Source organism: Citrobacter sp. RHBSTW-00671 (assembly GCF_014103415.1).
Classification (GTDB): Bacteria; Pseudomonadota; Gammaproteobacteria; order Enterobacterales; family Enterobacteriaceae; genus Citrobacter.
On record NZ_JABXPR010000001.1, the window covers coordinates 4,617,718 to 4,636,638 of the forward strand.

Consider the following 18,921-nt stretch of genomic DNA (forward strand, 5'->3'; position numbering starts at 1 on the left):
GTGCTTATCAGGCATACAGCCGACTATTAGCGCATAATTTTATCGCCGCGAGAAAGTCCTACCACGCCGGAACGGGCAACTTCCACAATTTTGGCGACTTCACGCAAGGTTGCCAAAAACGCATCCAGCTTATCGCTGGTGCCCGCCAACTGCACCGTGTAGATAGACGGCGTGACATCGATGATCTGCCCACGGAAAATTTCCGTGTTGCGTTTCACCTCTTCCCGGCCATAACCACTGGCCTGGATCTTCACCAGCATGATCTCTCGTTCAACGTGTGCGCCCTGCCCTAACTCACTTACCCGCAGGACATCCACCAGCTTGTGCAGTTGCTTTTCAATTTGTTCGAGGACCTTTTCATCGCCTACGGTCTGAATCGTCATCCGCGATAAGGTCGGATCGTCAGTCGGCGCGACGGTCAGGCTTTCAATGTTGTAACCTCGCTGGGCGAAGAGGCCTATCACACGCGATAATGCCCCAGACTCGTTTTCCAGTAATACTGATAATATCCGGCGCATAATCAGGTCCTCTCCGTTTTGCTTAACCACATCTCATCCATACCGCCCCCTCGAATTTGCATCGGGTAGACATGCTCGCTGCCATCGACGGTGACATCAACAAACACCAGCCGGTGGTTGCGCACATGTTCCAGTGCTTCTCCCAGTTTGCTTTCCAGCTCATCCGGATGATTTATCTGGATACCAATATGCCCATAGGCTTCAGCAAGACGGACAAAATCGGGTAGCGACTGCATATAAGACTGCGAATGACGCCCGGAATAGATCATGTCCTGCCACTGTTTCACCATGCCGAGATAGCGGTTGTTAAGGTTGAGTACCAGCACCGGCAGCTCATATTGCAGCGCCGTCGACAGCTCCTGGATATTCATCTGAATACTGCCATCACCAGTCACGCAGACTACCGTTTCATTCGGCAGTGCCATCTTCACCCCTAACGCTGCGGGTAAACCGAATCCCATGGTGCCAAGACCGCCTGAGTTTATCCAACGACGAGGTTTATCAAACGGATAGTAAAGTGCAGCAAACATCTGGTGCTGGCCCACATCCGAAGTGACATACGCATCACCTTTCGTCAAACGCCAGATAGTTTCAATCACTGCCTGCGGTTTAATGCTCTCACTCTGGGTGTCATATTTCAGGCACTGCCGGGCGCGCCAGTGCTCAATCTGTTGCCACCAGTCGCGGTTATCATCCAGCGGCTGCTGAGATTTCTCCAGCTCCAGCAGCTCCAGCATCTGCTCAAGCACCAGGCGAGCATCGCCCACGATTGGAATATCCGCAGTAACGGTTTTTGAAATAGAAGTGGGGTCGATATCGATATGTAACACGGTCGCATTCGGGCAATATTTTGCCAGATTATTGGTTGTACGATCGTCAAAGCGCACGCCGACGGCAAAGATCACATCGGAATGATGCATAGTCATATTCGCTTCATAGGTACCGTGCATACCCAACATGCCCAGCGCCTGACGATGCGTTGCCGGAAACGCGCCTAACCCCATCAGCGAAGAAACAACTGGCAGATTAAGTGCTTCAGCGATCTGGCCCAACTGCTCATGGCAGGCGGCATTAACGGCGCCCCCCCCCACGTACACAACCGGTTTTTTAGCCGCGACTAACGTCTGCAGAGCGCGTTTTATCTGCCCTTTATGTCCGGTCGTCGTTGGGTTATACGAACGCATGCTCACCGACTCTGGCCAGCTATAAGGCAATTTCTTCGCCGGATTCAGAATATCCTTCGGTAAATCTACTACCACCGGACCCGGACGACCGCTTGCCGCCAGCCAGAAGGCTTTTTTCAGTACCTGCGGGATGTCTTCCGTTTGCTTGACCAGAAAACTGTGTTTCACCACCGGACGAGAAATCCCCACCATATCGCACTCCTGAAAGGCATCGTAGCCAATCAGAGAGGTAGCCACCTGCCCGGAGAGGATCACCAGCGGGATGGAGTCCATGTACGCCGTTGCGATACCTGTGATCGCATTGGTTGCTCCCGGCCCTGAGGTGACTAACACAACGCCCACTTCACCCGTGGCACGTGCCAGGCCATCGGCCATATGGACCGCAGCTTGCTCATGGCGGACCAGCACATGATCAATACCACCGACCGTATGCAAAGCATCATAAATATCGAGGACTGCGCCCCCGGGATACCCGAATACCTGCTTCACACCCTGATCGATGAGCGATCGGACGACCATCTCGGCTCCAGACAACATCTCCATGGCTTGCCTCCACTCTTATAATGAATAACGGTTTAACAACACATTAACCGCTGATGATAAGGCATGGCAATTGACACCGAAGCGGTGGTGTAACAGCGGATAAGAATAAAACGGAGGAAAGAATCGAATAAACGGAGAATTAAACCAGTATAAGCAAATGGAATGACAAATAATCGCTTAAAAATGAGGACTTACAGCGATTACTCTATTTTTTCACCCTCCCAGGCAAAAACCAAAAGCAGATTTCAGCATAAAATTTCAAATAAAAATAAAAAAGCAGAATAAACCAGATTCATCATCGGATTTACTCTGCCGTAGGTCACTGCTTACAGATGGAGACTAACAGCTCTTCCATCCATTGATGTCCTTTATCCCGACCCGCGGCTTCATGCCAGGAAAGATAACAAGTCCGGCTATTCAGTTTTAACGGTAGCGGTAATATTTGCAGCTCTAAAGCCTCGGAGAACTCTTCAGCTAACCAGCGTGGCGCAATAGAAACCAAATGAGTTTGGGATACAATATTCAGTACACTGATTAATGCCATTCCCTGATAAGCAACGCAGGCTTGTTTATCCTGAGTGTCATACCAGGGGTGACTGAATGACGCAAAGCGATCGAGAGAAACGACCGCATGCTGTTCATTATAGACATCACTCTCCAGCAATGGACCGCTAATGCGCGGGTGTTTTTTACTTGCGACTAACACCATCTCATCACTGAATAACGGAATACTGGTGAATTCAGGACGGCGGAATTCTTCATAACTAATAACAAATTCTGTTTCCTGATACCGTAATTGATGTTCTGTATTTTGGTTGAGCGATGATTTAAATACGACATGAATATTAGGTGCAACCTGCTCAACGCGATTGTAAATCAAGGACGTGAGGATATTATCCAGGGGGCTACAGACGCAAAGATTAAATACACGTGAGCTGCTGGCGGGTTCAAAACCGGACCCTGGCAGTTCATTCTGCACCAATTGCAGCGCCTGACGAATAGAGCCAAATAGCTGAAAAGCCCGTGCTGTTGGCTGGATGCCTCGGCCATAGCGCACAAAGAGCTCATCATTAAACATAACCTTCAGACGTGCGACTGCGTTGCTGACTGCAGGCTGCGACATGCCCAGAGAATGCGCTGCGCGAGTAATATTCTGTTCTTGCATCACCGCGTCAAAAACGGTTAATAAATTAAGGTCAACCATGCGCAACTGCGGCTTCCCCATCTCTAAAAGATTAGGTTTATCTATTATTTTTACTTCTGGCATATTTAACTCCACTGTCACTCTAAAATCCCTTTTCCCAGACGGAGCTCAGAAATAACCTCCGCTAATATGATTTACCATGCATATAAAATAAGAAAAAGGGAAAGCATTAAAATTAGGAAAACATAAAGGCCCCGGCCTGAATGAACAAAAACCAATGCGAGCGCAGTGTGGCAGAGGTCACTGCACGATGATTCATACGTTTAAATGTCGAAAACAATATAACCATAACCATGGCGAATATACAATCATGCACTAAGTGAATGTATATTTAAGTTTTAATTAAATTTTTATATCATTAACACCGTGATGCTTAACATTTATTTATCAATCATTTTTCCCACGGCACCTCAAACCTATTCAAAGTTAGGGAAGGTGCGAACAAGTTCCTGATATGAGATCATCATATTCATCCGGAGCGCATCCCAGAGGGACATCATGAGCCATCAACTCACCTTCGCCGATAGTGAATTCAGCACTAAGCGCCGTCAGACCCGAAAAGAGATTTTCCTCTCCCGCATGGAGCAGATTCTGCCATGGCAGAATATGACCGCTGTCATCGAGCCGTTTTATCCCAAGGCGGGCAATGGCCGACGGCCCTATCCGCTGGAGACCATGCTGCGTATTCACTGCATGCAGCATTGGTACAACCTGAGCGACGGTGCCATGGAAGATGCCCTGTACGAAATCGCCTCCATGCGCCTGTTTGCCCGATTATCCCTGGATAGCGCCCTGCCGGATCGCACCACCATCATGAATTTCCGCCACCTGCTCGAGCAGCATCAACTGGCCCGTCAATTGTTCAAGACCATCAATCGCTGGCTGGCCGAAGCAGGCGTCATGATGACCCAAGGCACTTTGGTGGATGCCACCATCATTGAGGCACCCAGCTCGACCAAGAACAATGAGCAGCAACGCGATCCGGAGATGCATCAGACCAAGAAAGGCAATCAGTGGCACTTTGGCATGAAGGCCCACATTGGTGTCGATGCCAAGAGTGGCCTGACCCACAGCCTGGTCACCACCGCGGCCAACGAGCATGACCTCAATCAGCTGGGTAATCTGCTTCATGGAGAGGAGCAATTTGTCTCAGCCGATGCCGGCTACCAAGGAGCGCCACAGCGCGAGGAGCTGGCCGAGGTGGATGTGGACTGGCTGATCGCCGAGCGTCCCGGCAGGGTAAAAACCTTGAAGCAGCATCCGCGCAAGAACAAAACGGCCATCAACATCGAATACATGAAAGCCAGCATCCGTGCCAGGGTGGAGCACCCGTTTCGCATCATCAAGCGGCAGTTCGGCTTCGTGAAAGCCAGATACAAGGGGCTGCTGAAAAACGATAACCAACTGGCGATGTTATTCACCCTGGCCAACCTGTTTCGGGTGGACCAAATGATACGTCAGTGGGAGAGATCTCAGTAAAAACCGGAAATAACGCCAGAAATGGTGGAAAAAATAGCCTAAATAGGCTGATTCGATGTGTTTGCGGGAAAAAAATCGGCCCAGATCCGCGAAATTTTAATCAGCGAGTCAGCTTGGGAAGAAATGACCTGCTTATTCGCACCTTCCTTAGTATAAAAAACCGATAAATCATAAAGATAAAAAATCCATACACAAGTTATCTCTTCAATATGCCGTTACAATAGCTGAAAACAAATATGCTCAAATATGTCAAATCGTGAAAAGTATGTAATCCATACGCTGATTTATTTTATACAACCATAAAAATTCAGCACAATTCGCTCAAAGTTCAGGAGATTTTTTCCGCCTACTGGGGGCATTTGTGGGGGATGGGGTTGACATCAATCTTCATATCCAGTACCACTAAAAGCATATCGCATTCGCCTGGAGCTTGATTGATGACTTACATTGCTCGTTTTAACGGTCTACTACTACTAAACGCATTCTCATTGCGCGGTAGACTGGTGGACGACATTCAGCATTAAGTCAGCTCCAGTTAAGACAAAAACCCGCGCCATTGCGCGGGTTTTTTTATGCTCGAAGCAAGGCGCCCTAAACACCAAGGACCTAAACCATGAGCCAGCAAGTCATTATTTTCGATACCACCTTACGCGATGGTGAACAGGCGTTACAGGCAAGCCTGAGTGTGAAAGAAAAACTGCAGATAGCTCTGGCCCTCGAGCGTATGGGCGTTGACGTGATGGAAGTGGGTTTTCCTGTTTCTTCACCGGGTGACTTTGAATCAGTGCAGACCATCGCTCGTCAGGTTAAAAACAGCCGCGTTTGCGCCTTAGCGCGCTGCGTAGAAAAAGATATCGACGTTGCCGCAGAATCTTTGAAAGTCGCCGAGGCTTTTCGCATTCATACGTTTATCGCCACTTCGCCGATGCATATCGCGACGAAATTACGCAGCACGTTGGATGAAGTGATCGAGCGCGCTGTCTACATGGTTAAGCGTGCACGTAATTATACGGATGACGTGGAGTTCTCATGCGAAGATGCTGGTCGAACCCCTATCGCCGACCTGGCCCGCGTGGTTGAAGCGGCGATTAATGCGGGTGCCAAAACCATTAATATCCCCGATACCGTTGGCTACACCATGCCTTTTGAATTTGGCGCAATCATTTCTGGTCTGTATGAACGCGTACCGAATATCGATAAAGCCATCATCTCCGTACACACCCATGATGACTTAGGCCTGGGCGTCGGCAACGCACTGGCAGCCGTTCACGCTGGAGCGCGTCAGGTGGAAGGCGCGATGAACGGTATCGGCGAACGTGCAGGCAACTGTTCACTGGAAGAAGTGATCATGGCGATCAAAGTGCGCAAAGATATCCTGAACGTGCAAACCCGTATTAATCACCAGGAAATCTGGCGTACCAGCCAGTTAGTCAGCCAAATCTGCAACATGCCGATTCCGGCCAACAAAGCGATTGTGGGTAGTGGTGCGTTTGCTCACTCCTCCGGTATCCATCAGGACGGCGTGCTGAAAAACCGTGAAAACTACGAAATCATGACGCCGGAATCCATCGGCCTGAACCAGGTACAGCTGAACCTGACCTCCCGTTCCGGACGCGCCGCGGTGAAACACCGTATGGACGAGATGGGCTATAAAGAAAGTGAATACAGCCTGGACAATCTGTATGACGCATTCCTGAAGCTGGCAGATAAAAAAGGTCAGGTATTCGATTACGACCTGGAAGCACTGGCCTTTATTAACAAACAGCAGGAAGAGCCAGAACACTTCCGTCTGGACTATTTCAGCGTGCAGTCTGGTTCTAATGATATTGCCACCGCCTCCGTCAAGCTGACTTGTGGCGAAGACGTCAAAGCCGAAGCGGCTAACGGTAACGGCCCGGTCGATGCCATTTATCAGGCCATTAACCGCGTGACGGAATACAACGTCGAACTGGTCAAATATAGCCTGACCGCTAAAGGCCACGGTAAAGATGCGCTGGGTCAGGTGGATATCGTCGCCAACTATAACGGTCGCCGCTTCCACGGCGTCGGTCTGGCAACAGATATCGTCGAGTCTTCCGCCAAAGCGATGGTGCATGTGCTGAACAACATCTGGCGCGCTGAAGAAGTCGAAAAAGAATTGCAACGCAAAGCTCAGAACAACGAGAACAACAAGGAAACCGTGTGATGTCGAAGAATTATCATATTGCTGTTTTGCCGGGTGACGGTATTGGCCCGGAAGTGATGGCGCAAGCATTGAAAGTACTGGACGCAATTCGCAACCGTTTTGGCATACGCATTACCACCAGCCACTATGACGTGGGCGGTGCAGCTATCGATAACCACGGTCAGCCGCTGCCACCGGCGACGGTTGAAGGCTGTGAGCAAGCTGACGCCATTCTGTTTGGCTCCGTTGGCGGCCCAAAATGGGAACATCTGCCGCCTAACCAGCAACCCGAGCGTGGTGCGCTGCTGCCGTTGCGTAAGCACTTCAAATTATTCAGTAACCTGCGTCCGGCGAAGTTGTACCAGGGGCTGGAAGCCTTTTGCCCGCTGCGCGCCGACATTGCAGCTAACGGTTTCGACATCCTGTGCGTACGTGAACTGACGGGTGGGATCTATTTCGGTCAACCCAAAGGCCGCGAAGGCAGCGGGCAACATGAAAAAGCCTTTGATACCGAGGTTTATCACCGTTTCGAGATCGAACGTATTGCGCGTATCGCGTTTGAATCCGCTCGCAAACGTCGCCGTAAAGTCACGTCTATTGATAAAGCTAACGTACTGCAAACGTCTATTCTGTGGCGCGAAATCGTCAATGAAATTGCCAACGAATACCCGGATGTTGAACTGGCGCATATGTATATCGACAACGCGACAATGCAATTAATCAAAGACCCGTCCCAGTTCGACGTCCTGCTGTGTTCCAACCTGTTTGGTGACATTCTGTCTGACGAGTGCGCCATGATTACCGGTTCAATGGGCATGTTGCCGTCTGCCAGCCTGAATGAGCAGGGCTTTGGTCTGTACGAGCCGGCTGGCGGTTCTGCACCCGATATCGCAGGGAAGAATATTGCAAACCCGATCGCCCAAATTCTGTCACTGGCCCTGCTGTTGCGTTACAGCCTGGATGCCAATGATGCGGCAACCGCAATTGAGAGCGCTATCAACCGCGCATTAGAAGAAGGTATTCGCACCGGTGACTTAGCCCGTGGCGCTGCCGCAGTCAGTACCGATGAGATGGGCAATATCATCGCTCGCTACGTCGCTGAAGGGGTGTAATCATGGCCAAGACGTTATACGAAAAATTGTTTAATGCGCACGTTGTCTTTGAGGCGCAAAACGAAACCCCACTGTTATATATCGACAGACATCTGGTGCATGAAGTGACCTCTCCGCAGGCATTTGATGGTTTACGTGCGCATGGCCGCCAGGTTCGCAAGCCGGGTAAAACCTTTGCCACGATGGACCACAACGTTTCGACGCAAACGAAAGACATTAACGCCTCGGGCGAAATGGCACGTATTCAGATGCAGGAGCTGATCAAAAACTGCAATGAATTTGGCGTGGAACTGTACGATCTGAACCATCCGTATCAGGGTATCGTTCACGTGATGGGGCCAGAACAAGGCGTGACGTTGCCGGGTATGACCATCGTCTGTGGCGATTCCCACACCGCTACACACGGCGCGTTCGGCGCGCTGGCGTTTGGCATTGGCACTTCTGAAGTTGAACACGTTCTGGCGACGCAGACCCTGAAACAGGGGCGCGCCAAAACCATGAAGATTGAAGTCAACGGTAAAGCAGCCCCTGGCATTACCGCCAAAGATATCGTGCTGGCGATTATCGGTAAAACCGGTAGCGCAGGCGGCACCGGGCATGTCGTTGAATTTTGCGGCGAAGCCATCCGTGCACTGAGCATGGAAGGCCGAATGACCCTGTGCAACATGGCCATTGAAATGGGTGCCAAAGCGGGTCTGGTCGCACCGGATGAAACGACCTTTAACTATGTGCAGGGTCGTTTACACGCACCGAAGGGCGAGGATTTTGACCACGCGGTTACGTACTGGAAAACGCTGAAAACCGACGATAACGCAACGTTTGATACCGTCGTTACCCTGCAGGCAGAAGATATCGCGCCGCAGGTCACCTGGGGAACGAACCCGGGTCAGGTCATCTCGGTGAACGATAATATTCCCGACCCGGCGTCATTTGCCGATCCCGTTGAGCGCGCATCGGCTGAAAAAGCGCTGGCGTATATGGGGCTGAAACCGGGTATTCCGTTAACGGAAGTGGCTATTGATAAAGTGTTCATCGGTTCCTGCACCAACTCGCGTATTGAAGATTTACGCGCCGCGGCGGAAATCGCCAAAGGCCGTAAAGTTGCGCCGGGCGTGCAGGCGCTGGTGGTTCCCGGTTCAGGTCCGGTAAAAGCGCAGGCGGAAGCAGAAGGTCTGGACAAGATCTTTATCGAAGCCGGTTTTGAATGGCGTTTACCGGGCTGCTCCATGTGTCTGGCGATGAACAACGATCGCCTGAACCCTGGTGAGCGTTGCGCATCCACCAGCAACCGTAACTTTGAAGGTCGTCAGGGCCGCGGTGGTCGCACGCATTTAGTCAGCCCGGCCATGGCCGCCGCTGCCGCCGTCACCGGTCATTTTGCCGACATTCGCAGCATCAAATAAGGAAACTACCATGGCAGAAAAATTTACCCAGCATACCGGCCTGGTTGTCCCACTGGATGCCGCCAACGTCGATACCGATGCCATTATTCCCAAACAGTTTCTGCAGAAGGTTACCCGCACCGGGTTTGGCGCTCATCTGTTTAACGACTGGCGTTTCCTCGACGAAAAGGGGCAACAGCCTAATCCAGAGTTCGTACTGAACTTCCCGGAATATAAAGGTGCATCAATTCTGCTGGCGCGGGAAAACTTTGGCTGCGGCTCTTCACGTGAGCACGCGCCCTGGGCGCTGACCGATTATGGTTTCAAAGTGGTGATCGCGCCGAGCTTCGCCGACATCTTCTACGGCAACAGCTTCAACAACCAGCTGCTGCCGGTGAAATTAAGCGATGAAGAAGTCGATGAGCTGTTCAAACTGGTACAGGCAAATCCGGGCATCCGTTTTGAGGTTGATCTGGAAGCGCAGGAGGTGAAAGCAGGCGATAAGTCCTACAGCTTTAAAATCGATGACTTCCGCCGTCACTGCATGCTGAACGGTCTCGACAGCATCGGACTGACGCTGCAACACGAAGCGGCGATTACCGAATACGAACACAAGCAACCGGCGTTTATGCGCTAGTCATTGTGACGCCGGATGCGCTGCGCTTATCCGACCTACAAACGCATTCCAACTGTAGGCCGGATAAGCGCAGCGCATCCGGCAACATGATTAAACGTCTTTCACCCGCCCGGTCATCACCAGCGTAACCACAGAAATCGCCGCGATTACCCAGTAAACGGCAAAATGTCCGTAGCTTTGCGCGACAGCCCCCTGAATCACCCCTGCCAAAATGACACCCGTGGAAATGCTGTTGGTGAATAATGTGGTGGCAGAACCCGCGCGTCCCGGCATCAGATCCTGAAACCACAGCATCCCTATCCCAGCGACAATACCGATGAATACCGCGTTAAACAGTTGCAGCACCAGCAGCGCCGTATGGCTGTGAAAGAAAATAAGACCAAGGTAAAACAGCACGCCGGCCGCCACGGCGGTAATCATCATTCGCCGTTTACCAAAGCGCTTCACGTAATAGCCCGCCAGAATCATCGCCGGAATTTCCAGCCCGGCCGCCGTCCCCATCAGGATCCCAGCAAGCTTGTCGGGTAAACCCAGTTCAAGGCTTATCCACAGCGGCATATCGATGATGTACATCGTGTTGCAGGTCCACATCAACGTGGAGGCAATAAACAGCATGCGTACATTTTTATCCTGCCATCCCCCCGTTTGTTCAAGCGGTAGATCAACAGGTTGTTCCACCCGGGCGACAGAGGGCAGGATCAGCGCAATCAGCACCAAGCTTATCGCAAAAATGCCAGCCGCAATAGAGAACATCACCGTGAAACCGTAATTCAGTGCCAGCATGAAGGCCAGCGGTGGCCCAATAACCCACGCCAGCGAAAGCTGCGCACGCATCACCGAACTAAACATCACCACTTCACGCGCGGAATTATCCGCATACTCCCGCGCCAGCGCAAACAACTGCGGCATCGCGGTATTGGCCAGCGAGGCCAGCAGCACACCGCAGGTGATCAACGTGAGATAGTGACGATTAAAGGCAAACAGCAGCGCGTTGCCAATTGCCATCAGGCAGCAAAACATAATCAGCTTGCGCCGATCGCCCTGGCTGTCGGAACGTTTTGCAAGCCCGAGGCTAACCACGATCCCGGCAATCGCATTGACGGTATAAAACAACCCAACCCAGAATGGCTGCGCCCCGACTTCACGGCTCAGGAACAGACTCAGCGTGGGTGCCTGCAATGCCCCCGCCACGCCCATCATAAAAGCGACCAGCATAAATGCCGCGTAAACGCCATTGAGGCGCCGTCCCATGGTCATAATCCAGAGCATTGTTATCCCTATTGGCTGGGCTGATACGAAAAAAGCCAGCAGATAATACCTGCTGGCGCGGCGATTAACACCAATACTCAGTCACACATGATGTCTGCAATTCCCAATTCAGGAGTCAGGCTGTCACCTCCCACTGCATCAGATCTTCGAGCATCTTTAAGCGCTGCGGTGCGCTCAGGCAAGCCAACCAGGACGATTTCTCTGTCGCGGTAAAGTACTTCATATAGAACTGACGCATAGATGACCCCTTCGTTGTCTCATCGCTTCATCGGAATCTATTATTGGCTTAATATAGGGATAATAAAATTGCTGAGTTTTTTGCAGGAGTTCCCCTTTTATGTCTTCTGGTCGTTTGCAACAACAGTTCATCCGTCTGTGGCAATGCTGTGACGGCAAAACGCAAGACACGACGCTGAACGAGCTGGCGGAGCTGCTTAGCTGCTCGCGCCGCCATATGCGAACCCTGCTCAACACCATGCAGGAACGCGGCTGGTTAACATGGGAAGCGGAGGTCGGTCGGGGTAAACGCTCACGCCTGACATTCCTCTATACCGGGCTGGCGCTCCAGCAGCAGCGGGCAGAAGACCTGCTGGAACAGGATCGCATCGATCAACTGGTACAGCTGGTCGGTGACAAAACCGCCGTACGGCAGATGCTGGTCTCCCACCTTGGCCGCAGCTTTCGCCAGGGGCGGCACATCATGCGCGTCCTGTATTATCGACCGATGCGCAACCTGCTGCCCGGTACGGCATTACGTCGTTCCGAAACCCATATCGCCCGGCAAATCTTCAGCGCCTTAACCCGTGTAAATGAGGAAAATGGGGAACTGGAAGCGGATATTGCCCATCACTGGCAGCAGATATCACCTTTACACTGGCGATTCTTTCTACGCCCGGGGATTCATTTTCACCACGGTCGTGAGCTGGAAATGGACGATGTGATCGCCTCACTGACCCGCATTAATACGTTGCCGCTGTACTCACATATTACCCAGATCGTCTCTCCCACGGCCTGGACGCTGGATATCCATCTGGCCCAGCCAGACCGCTGGCTTCCCTGGCTATTGGGGCAGGTCCCCGCCATGATCCTGCCGCGAGAATGGGAAACGCTAAACAATTTCTCCAGCCACCCGATTGGGACTGGTCCGTATGCGGTAATCCGAAACACCAATAACCAACTGAAAATTCATGCATTTGATGATTACTTTGGCTACCGGGCGCTGATCGACGAAGTTAACGTTTGGGTATTACCCGACATCGGAGAAGAGCCTGGCGGCGGGTTGACGCTAAAAGGTCCCACGGAGGATGAAAAGGCAATCGAAAGCCGCCTCGAAGAAGGTTGCTACTACCTGTTGTTTGATGCGCGTAGCCACCGTGGCGCTAATCAGGAAGTACGCGAGTGGGTAAGCCGCATTCTCTCGCCAACGAATTTAATCTGCCACGCCGACGAACAGTACCAGCAACTGTGGTTCCCCGCCTATGGTTTACTCCCCCGCTGGCACCACGCCAAACCCGGCCATGGTGAAAAACCAGCCGGGCTGGAAACGCTGACGCTCACTTACTATCGCGATCATATCGAACACCGGATTATCGCGCAGATCATGAAAACGTTGCTGGCGCAGCATCAGGTGCAACTGAATATTCAGGAGATCGACTACGATCAATGGCATGCAGGTGAAATAGTCAGCGATATCTGGCTAAACAGCGCCAACTTTACCCTACCGCTGGACTTCTCGCTGTTCGCCCATTTGTGCGAAGTCCCGTTGCTGCAAAACTGTATCTCGCGGGACTGGGAAAACGATGCGGCTCGCTGGCGAACGGGCGAAATGAGCCTGGCAGCATGGTGCCAACAGCTGCTCGCTACAAAGGCCATTGTGCCATTAATCCACCACTGGCTGATCATTCAGGGACAGCGCAGTATGCGCGGGCTGCGCATGAATACCCTCGGCTGGTTTGATTTTAAATCAGCGTGGTTTGCGCCGCCGGAGCCATAGAGCCAGCTCTTGATTGCCGCCCAGCAACAAAATCACTACACTAACGCCGTTCTCAACGGGGTGCTAAATAAAAACATACACAAAATCATTCGATCTGCGTATGGGCTGAGAGATACCCGTCGAACCTGATCCGGATAATGCCGGCGAAGGGATTTGAGGCTGTAGCTCAAGTCCTTTGCCACCTAACTCGTCATACTTCAAGCTGCAGATGCGTTGGCTTTATTACTCGGCCCATCCATGGGCCTCGCCCTTTCAGGGCCGCTGCAAGCAGCGTTCAAATCTGCTCCCGGCAGGTTTGTCGCTCACCCCAGTCACGTACTACCTGTACGCTCCTGGGGATGCGCTGCGTCGCCGCCTTCCTGCAACTCGAATTATTTAGAGTTTTACTTTATGAGGTGCAAAGTGTTTAAAAAATGTCTTCCGCTTGTACTGCTGTGCGCAGCACCTGCCTTCGCTAAACCTGTACTGACCGTCTATACCTACGACTCGTTCGCTGCTGACTGGGGCCCGGGCCCGACAATCAAAAAAGCCTTTGAAGCTGACTGCAACTGCGAGCTGAAACTGGTCGCGTTAGAGGATGGCGTATCGTTGCTGAACCGCCTGCGTATGGAAGGAAAAAACAGCAAAGCTGACGTCGTACTGGGACTGGACAACAACCTTCTGGCAGCCGCTACGCAAACCGGGCTGTTCGCTAAAAGCAACGTGCCGGAGAATGCAGTCAGTGTGCCAGGCGGCTGGAAAAACGACACCTTCGTTCCGTTTGACTACGGCTATTTCGCCTTTGTTTATGATAAAAACAAGCTGAAGAATCCGCCCAAAAGTCTGAAAGAACTGGTTGAAAGCGACCAGAAATGGCGCGTAATCTACCAGGATCCGCGTACCAGCACGCCGGGTCTGGGGCTGCTGCTGTGGATGCAAAAAGTCTATGGTGATAAAGCGCCGCAGGCATGGCAGAAACTGGCGGCAAAAACCGTCACCGTCACCAAAGGCTGGAGTGAAGCCTACGGCCTGTTCCTGAAGGGTGAAAGTGACCTGGTGTTGAGCTACACCACCTCTCCGGCCTATCACATCATCGAAGAGAAAAAAGGTAACTACGCCGCCGCTAACTTTAGCGAAGGTCACTATCTGCAGGTGGAAGTTGCCGCACGTACCGCAGCCAGCAAGCAACCGGAGTTGGCGGAAAAATTCCTGAAATTTATGGTATCTCCGGCATTCCAGAATGCGATCCCAACGGGCAACTGGATGTATCCGGTGACGCAGGTCACCCTGCCGCCAGGATTTGAGCAACTGGAAAAACCGGTCAACGCACTGGAATTTACCCCGCAGCAAGTTGCTGCCCAGCGTCAGGCATGGATTAGCGAATGGCAACGCGCCGTCAGCCGTTAATTCCTGGCTGGCTGATCCCAGGGCTTTCAGCTGCCACATTGATGGTGGCTGTCGCGCTAGCCGCATTTCTGGCGCTGTGGTTTAACGCACCGCAGGGAGAATGGTTATCGCTCTGGCAGGACAGCTACCTGTGGCATGTGGTGCGCTTTTCTTTCTGGCAGGCATTTTTATCCGCAGCGTTGTCCGTTATCCCGGCGATTTTCCTCGCCAGAGCGCTCTATCGCCGGCGCTTTCCCGGACGTCTGGCCCTGTTGCGCCTGTGCGCGATGACGCTGATCTTGCCGGTGCTGGTCGCCGTATTCGGCATCCTTAGCGTATATGGTCGTCAGGGCTGGCTGGCCTCGCTCTGGCACACATTCGGGCTGGAGTGGACGTTTTCGCCCTACGGCTTACAGGGTATTCTGCTGGCACATGTCTTTTTCAACCTGCCGATGGCCAGTCGCCTACTGCTGCAATCGCTGGAGAACATCCCCGGCGAACAGCGACAGTTAGCCGCACAGTTAGGGATGCGCGGCTGGCATTTCTTCCGTTTTGTCGAATGGCCGTGGCTGCGTCGTCAGATCCTTCCCGTAGCAGCACTTATCTTTATGCTGTGCTTCGCCAGCTTCGCCACCGTGCTGTCGCTCGGCGGCGGGCCACAGGCAACCACTATCGAGCTGGCTATATATCAGGCACTAAGCTTTGATTACGATCCCGCGCGGGCGGCTATGCTGGCCCTGATCCAAATGGTTTGCTGTTTAGCGCTGGTACTGCTCAGCCAACGGTTGAGTCGCGCCATTGCGCCCGGCACGACGCTGGTACAAGGCTGGCGCGATCCTGACGATCGCCTACACAGCCGACTGACTGACTTAATACTGATTGTTCTCGCGCTGTTGCTGTTGCTTCCGCCGTTGCTGGCGGTGATTGTCGATGGTTTAAACCGCAATGTACTGGATGTGCTTACGCAGCCAGTGCTGTGGCAAGCACTGGGGACGTCACTGCGCATCGCGCTGGCGGCAGGCATATTGTGCGTCATTCTGACGATGATGCTGCTGTGGAGTAGCCGCGAACTGCGCGCCCGGCAGCAGGTATTGGCAGGTCAGGCGCTGGAACTGAGCGGTATGATGATACTCGCCATGCCGGGTATCGTGCTGGCCACCGGGTTCTTTTTGCTGCTCAATAGCAGCATTGGGTTACCGGAATCGGCTGACGCCATCGTGATTTTCACCAATGCGCTGATGGCGATCCCTTACGCGCTGAAAGTGCTGGAAAACCCGATGCGCGATGTGACCGCACGCTACAGTATGTTGTGTCAGTCTTTGGGCATCGAAGGATGGTCACGGCTAAAAGTGGTTGAACTACGCGCCCTGAAACGCCCGCTGGCGCAGGCGATGGCCTTTGCCTGTGTCCTGTCGATTGGTGATTTTGGCGTAGTCGCCCTGTTCGGCAATGAAGATTTCCGCACCCTGCCGTTTTATTTGTATCAACAGATTGGATCTTACCGCAGTCAGGATGGCGCTGTTACTGCGTTATTGTTGCTGATCCTGTGCTTCACGCTGTTTACCGTTATTGAGAAATTGCCGGGACGAAATGTTAAAACTGATTGATATTACATGGCTTTATCACCACTTACCCATGCGTTTCACATTATCGGTGGCGCGCGGTGAGCAGGTCGCGGTGCTCGGGCCAAGCGGCGCCGGGAAAAGCACGCTATTGAATCTGATTGCCGGATTTCTGGCGCCTGCCAGCGGCACAATGATGATTGAAGGCGAAGATCACACCGCCACACCGCCCTCTCGTCGTCCTGTTTCCATGCTGTTTCAGGAAAACAACCTGTTCAGCCATCTGAACGTGCAGCAAAACATCGGCCTGGGTCTGAATCCGGGATTAAAACTGAACGCGTCTCAGCGTGAGAAACTACAGCACATCGCCCAACAGATGGGTCTTGATAACCTGCTGGACAGGCTTCCCGGCGAGCTTTCCGGCGGTCAACGGCAACGTGTGGCGCTGGCGCGTTGTCTGGTTCGCGAGCAACCTGTTTTACTGCTTGATGAGCCGTTCTCTGCACTCGACCCGGCGTTGCGCCAGGAGATGTTATCGCTGGTTGCCGAAGTTTGTCGTGACAAACAACTGACGATGCTGATGGTTTCCCATAGCGTTGAAGATGCGGCACGCATTGCACCACGTTCAATTGTGGTCGCCGATGGGCGCATTGCATGGCAAGGCAAAACGGACGATCTGTTAAGCGGCAGCGCCAGCGCCTCGGCGCTATTGGGCATTAAAGCATAATGCGTTGCCGGATAAGGCGAAGCCGCCATCCGGCAAAGGAATCGTCAGTAACCTACCACTTTACGCAAAATATCGAGATACACCGGCATCAGTGGATGACGCAATAACGCCACCAGCGCGACTACACCAATCCCCAGCGTCAGCGGCGCCAGATACAGCAGGCGGCCACGCGGTAAATATGCGGTTAAACGATCGACAGCGGCTTTGCCACTGCGCCACAGTCGCCAACACAGCCAGCCACTCACCCACAGCAGCAGTGCAGTCGCCAGCAACAGCCATTTGAAATCTCCGCTCTGCATATCGGAAGGAATATCGATTGCCGCGCCCGCCAGAATACCCGGCAGGAAATAGAACGGAGGCCACAGCACACAGCCGATGATATTGGGGACGATGAATTTGGCGACGGGCAGATCCAGCATTCCCGCCACCATCGGTACCAGTGGACGCGTCGGGCCCACAAAACGCCCCACCAAAATAGTAAACATGCTGTGCTGGTGTAGCGCGTGTTCGGTCTTGTCCAGCAACGCCTTGTTCTTTTTCATGAAGGACCAACGGTGCAACGGCTTTTTAAAGCGCCAGCCCAGCCAGAAGGAGATCCAGTCTCCCAACAAGCAGCCAACGATGCCCGCAAGCCAGGCATGCCAGAAATTCAGTTCACCACTGCCAATTAAGGCGCCCAACCCCGCCATCATCACGGTGCCAGGTAGAATCAGGCCAACCAGCGCCAGAGACTCTAGAAAAGCCACCAGAAGCACAGCTATCAAAGAGTACAGGGCGGACTGGAGAATAAAGTGTTCCAGCAATGCTTGCATAATGTGTCCGTCAGATTTACGAAGCAGGGATTCTGCTAACCCTTCTCAACTTCGTCAAGCCATCAATTGTCTGAATAGATTGCGAGTTAGGACAACTTTCAGGACACATCATTCACTTTTTATTCACATCCAGCGCGAAACTCGCTCGGACTGGCACCGGTACATTTTTTGAAAACGCGGGAGAAATAGAGTTGGTCGTCAAAGCCAACATTGCGACCCACCGTGGCAATAGGCATGCGTGTGGTGCTCAGCAATAACTTGGCCTGGCTGATACGCTGATCCTCGCGCCAGCTTAATACGCTGATACCCAATTGCTGACGAAACAGATGCGACAACCGGGACGGTGACAGGCAGACATGCTGCGCAACGCTGGCAATATCAAAATTACTGTCCGCCAGATGATCGCTGATGTACTGGCAGGCATCGCGCACGCGGTTATCCATCGGCGGATGCAGCGATTCGTTAATCGCGTCCATACGTCTGAGCAATAATTGCTCCAGCAGGTTTATCGCCAGCAGTTCGGAATAGCGCCCTTCCCCCTGTCCGGCATGAATGATCTGTCCAAACAGTTCGTTAAAATGCGGCTGGTGCGCTTCGTCCGGGCGGAAAAAACCGGTCTGGGCAAAGATTGCCGGCCAGGCCAGCCACTCCTGCCAATAGGCGCGCGGTCGGAAGTAGACCCACTGGTGATACCACTCGCTGGCATCAGGATGGCGTCCGTAATGGTGAATTTCGCCGGGTGGGAACAGCAAAATATCGCCAGGTCGACAGACAAACTGCTTCCCCTGATTATTGATGACCCCTTCACCTCGGATGGTGAGGTTCAGGATATAACCTTTCATACCCAACGGCCTGTCGATAAAAAAATCCAGATACCCGTTCGCCTCAATGGGGGTTAAACCCGCCACCAAATGCGCATTAAACGAATACCCAGGCAGCAGGGGATCGTTTTGCGGTTCAGCCATAATTT

General features: G+C 52.7%; 17 protein-coding genes and 1 riboswitch. Of the genes, 10 read left to right on the forward strand and 7 right to left on the reverse strand.

What is annotated here, in order from left to right:
• Positions 1-26: 26 nt before the first annotated feature.
• The 3 genes from ilvN to leuO all read right to left on the reverse strand — a co-directional run bounded on the left by ilvN (position 27) and on the right by leuO (position 3,512).
• The gene (ilvN, locus tag HV261_RS22150) at positions 27-518 is read right to left on the reverse strand and encodes an acetolactate synthase small subunit (protein ID WP_003829566.1); all 492 of its coding nucleotides are present in this window, start codon (positions 516-518) and stop codon (positions 27-29) included.
• A 2-nt stretch (positions 519-520) separates the two neighbouring features.
• Positions 521-2,245: an acetolactate synthase 3 large subunit gene (gene ilvI / locus HV261_RS22155; RefSeq protein WP_202039508.1), complete on the reverse strand. Its 1,725-nt coding sequence runs from the start codon at positions 2,243-2,245 to the stop codon at positions 521-523.
• A gap of 319 nt (positions 2,246-2,564) precedes the next feature.
• Positions 2,565-3,512 (reverse strand): transcriptional regulator LeuO, encoded by a 948-nt coding sequence (gene leuO, locus HV261_RS22160; protein WP_202039509.1) that lies wholly within the window; start codon positions 3,510-3,512, stop codon positions 2,565-2,567.
• A 435-nt stretch (positions 3,513-3,947) separates the two neighbouring features.
• Between leuO and HV261_RS22165 the strand changes: the two genes are divergently transcribed.
• The 6 genes from HV261_RS22165 to leuD all read left to right on the forward strand — a co-directional run bounded on the left by HV261_RS22165 (position 3,948) and on the right by leuD (position 10,223).
• Positions 3,948-4,928: an IS5-like element ISKpn26 family transposase gene (locus tag HV261_RS22165; protein WP_016947617.1), complete on the forward strand. Its 981-nt coding sequence runs from the start codon at positions 3,948-3,950 to the stop codon at positions 4,926-4,928.
• A 437-nt stretch (positions 4,929-5,365) separates the two neighbouring features.
• Positions 5,366-5,452 (forward strand): leu operon leader peptide, encoded by an 87-nt coding sequence (leuL, locus tag HV261_RS28045; protein ID WP_075551415.1) that lies wholly within the window; start codon positions 5,366-5,368, stop codon positions 5,450-5,452.
• An 89-nt stretch (positions 5,453-5,541) separates the two neighbouring features.
• Entirely contained in the window at positions 5,542-7,113 is a 1,572-nt protein-coding gene (gene leuA / locus HV261_RS22175) for a 2-isopropylmalate synthase (RefSeq protein WP_202039510.1), read from the forward strand.
• Positions 7,113-8,204 (forward strand): 3-isopropylmalate dehydrogenase, encoded by a 1,092-nt coding sequence (gene leuB, locus HV261_RS22180; RefSeq protein ID WP_202039511.1) that lies wholly within the window; start codon positions 7,113-7,115, stop codon positions 8,202-8,204. The genes leuA and leuB overlap by 1 nt, the downstream gene beginning before the upstream one ends.
• A 2-nt stretch (positions 8,205-8,206) precedes the next feature.
• Positions 8,207-9,607 (forward strand): 3-isopropylmalate dehydratase large subunit, encoded by a 1,401-nt coding sequence (leuC, locus tag HV261_RS22185; RefSeq protein ID WP_202039512.1) that lies wholly within the window; start codon positions 8,207-8,209, stop codon positions 9,605-9,607.
• A 10-nt stretch (positions 9,608-9,617) separates the two neighbouring features.
• Positions 9,618-10,223, forward strand: a complete 606-nt coding sequence (gene leuD / locus HV261_RS22190; protein ID WP_202039513.1) for a 3-isopropylmalate dehydratase small subunit — start codon at positions 9,618-9,620, stop codon at positions 10,221-10,223.
• Positions 10,224-10,313: 90 nt separating this feature from the next.
• Here the strand turns inward: leuD and HV261_RS22195 are convergent, their stop codons facing one another.
• Entirely contained in the window at positions 10,314-11,492 is a 1,179-nt protein-coding gene (locus HV261_RS22195) for a sugar efflux transporter (RefSeq protein ID WP_202039514.1), read from the reverse strand.
• Between the two features lie 115 nt (positions 11,493-11,607).
• The gene (gene sgrT / locus HV261_RS22200; protein WP_137383736.1) at positions 11,608-11,730 is read right to left on the reverse strand and encodes a glucose uptake inhibitor SgrT; all 123 of its coding nucleotides are present in this window, start codon (positions 11,728-11,730) and stop codon (positions 11,608-11,610) included.
• A 99-nt stretch (positions 11,731-11,829) separates the two neighbouring features.
• On the opposite strand from sgrT, the gene sgrR reads away from it, so the two are divergent.
• From sgrR to thiQ, 4 genes are all read left to right on the forward strand, one after another.
• Positions 11,830-13,485 (forward strand): HTH-type transcriptional regulator SgrR, encoded by a 1,656-nt coding sequence (gene sgrR, locus HV261_RS22205; RefSeq protein ID WP_202039515.1) that lies wholly within the window; start codon positions 11,830-11,832, stop codon positions 13,483-13,485.
• Between the two features lie 46 nt (positions 13,486-13,531).
• A riboswitch (TPP riboswitch) is annotated at positions 13,532-13,655 on the forward strand.
• 232 nt (positions 13,656-13,887) lie between these two features.
• Complete coding sequence (thiB, locus tag HV261_RS22210; protein ID WP_202039516.1) at positions 13,888-14,871, forward strand: thiamine ABC transporter substrate binding subunit; 984 nt, start codon at positions 13,888-13,890, stop codon at positions 14,869-14,871.
• Complete coding sequence (gene thiP / locus HV261_RS22215; protein WP_202039517.1) at positions 14,847-16,457, forward strand: thiamine/thiamine pyrophosphate ABC transporter permease ThiP; 1,611 nt, start codon at positions 14,847-14,849, stop codon at positions 16,455-16,457. The genes thiB and thiP overlap by 25 nt, the downstream gene beginning before the upstream one ends.
• On the forward strand, positions 16,441-17,139 hold the full coding sequence (gene thiQ, locus HV261_RS22220) for a thiamine ABC transporter ATP-binding protein ThiQ (protein ID WP_202039518.1): 699 nt from the start codon (positions 16,441-16,443) through the stop codon (positions 17,137-17,139). Before thiP ends, thiQ begins: the two co-directional genes overlap by 17 nt.
• A 44-nt stretch (positions 17,140-17,183) precedes the next feature.
• Here the strand turns inward: thiQ and HV261_RS22225 are convergent, their stop codons facing one another.
• Complete coding sequence (locus tag HV261_RS22225; RefSeq protein WP_202039519.1) at positions 17,184-17,951, reverse strand: DedA family protein; 768 nt, start codon at positions 17,949-17,951, stop codon at positions 17,184-17,186.
• Positions 17,952-18,070: 119 nt separating this feature from the next.
• Positions 18,071-18,916: an arabinose operon transcriptional regulator AraC gene (gene araC, locus HV261_RS22230; RefSeq protein ID WP_137383742.1), complete on the reverse strand. Its 846-nt coding sequence runs from the start codon at positions 18,914-18,916 to the stop codon at positions 18,071-18,073.
• Positions 18,917-18,921: the final 5 nt, after the last annotated feature.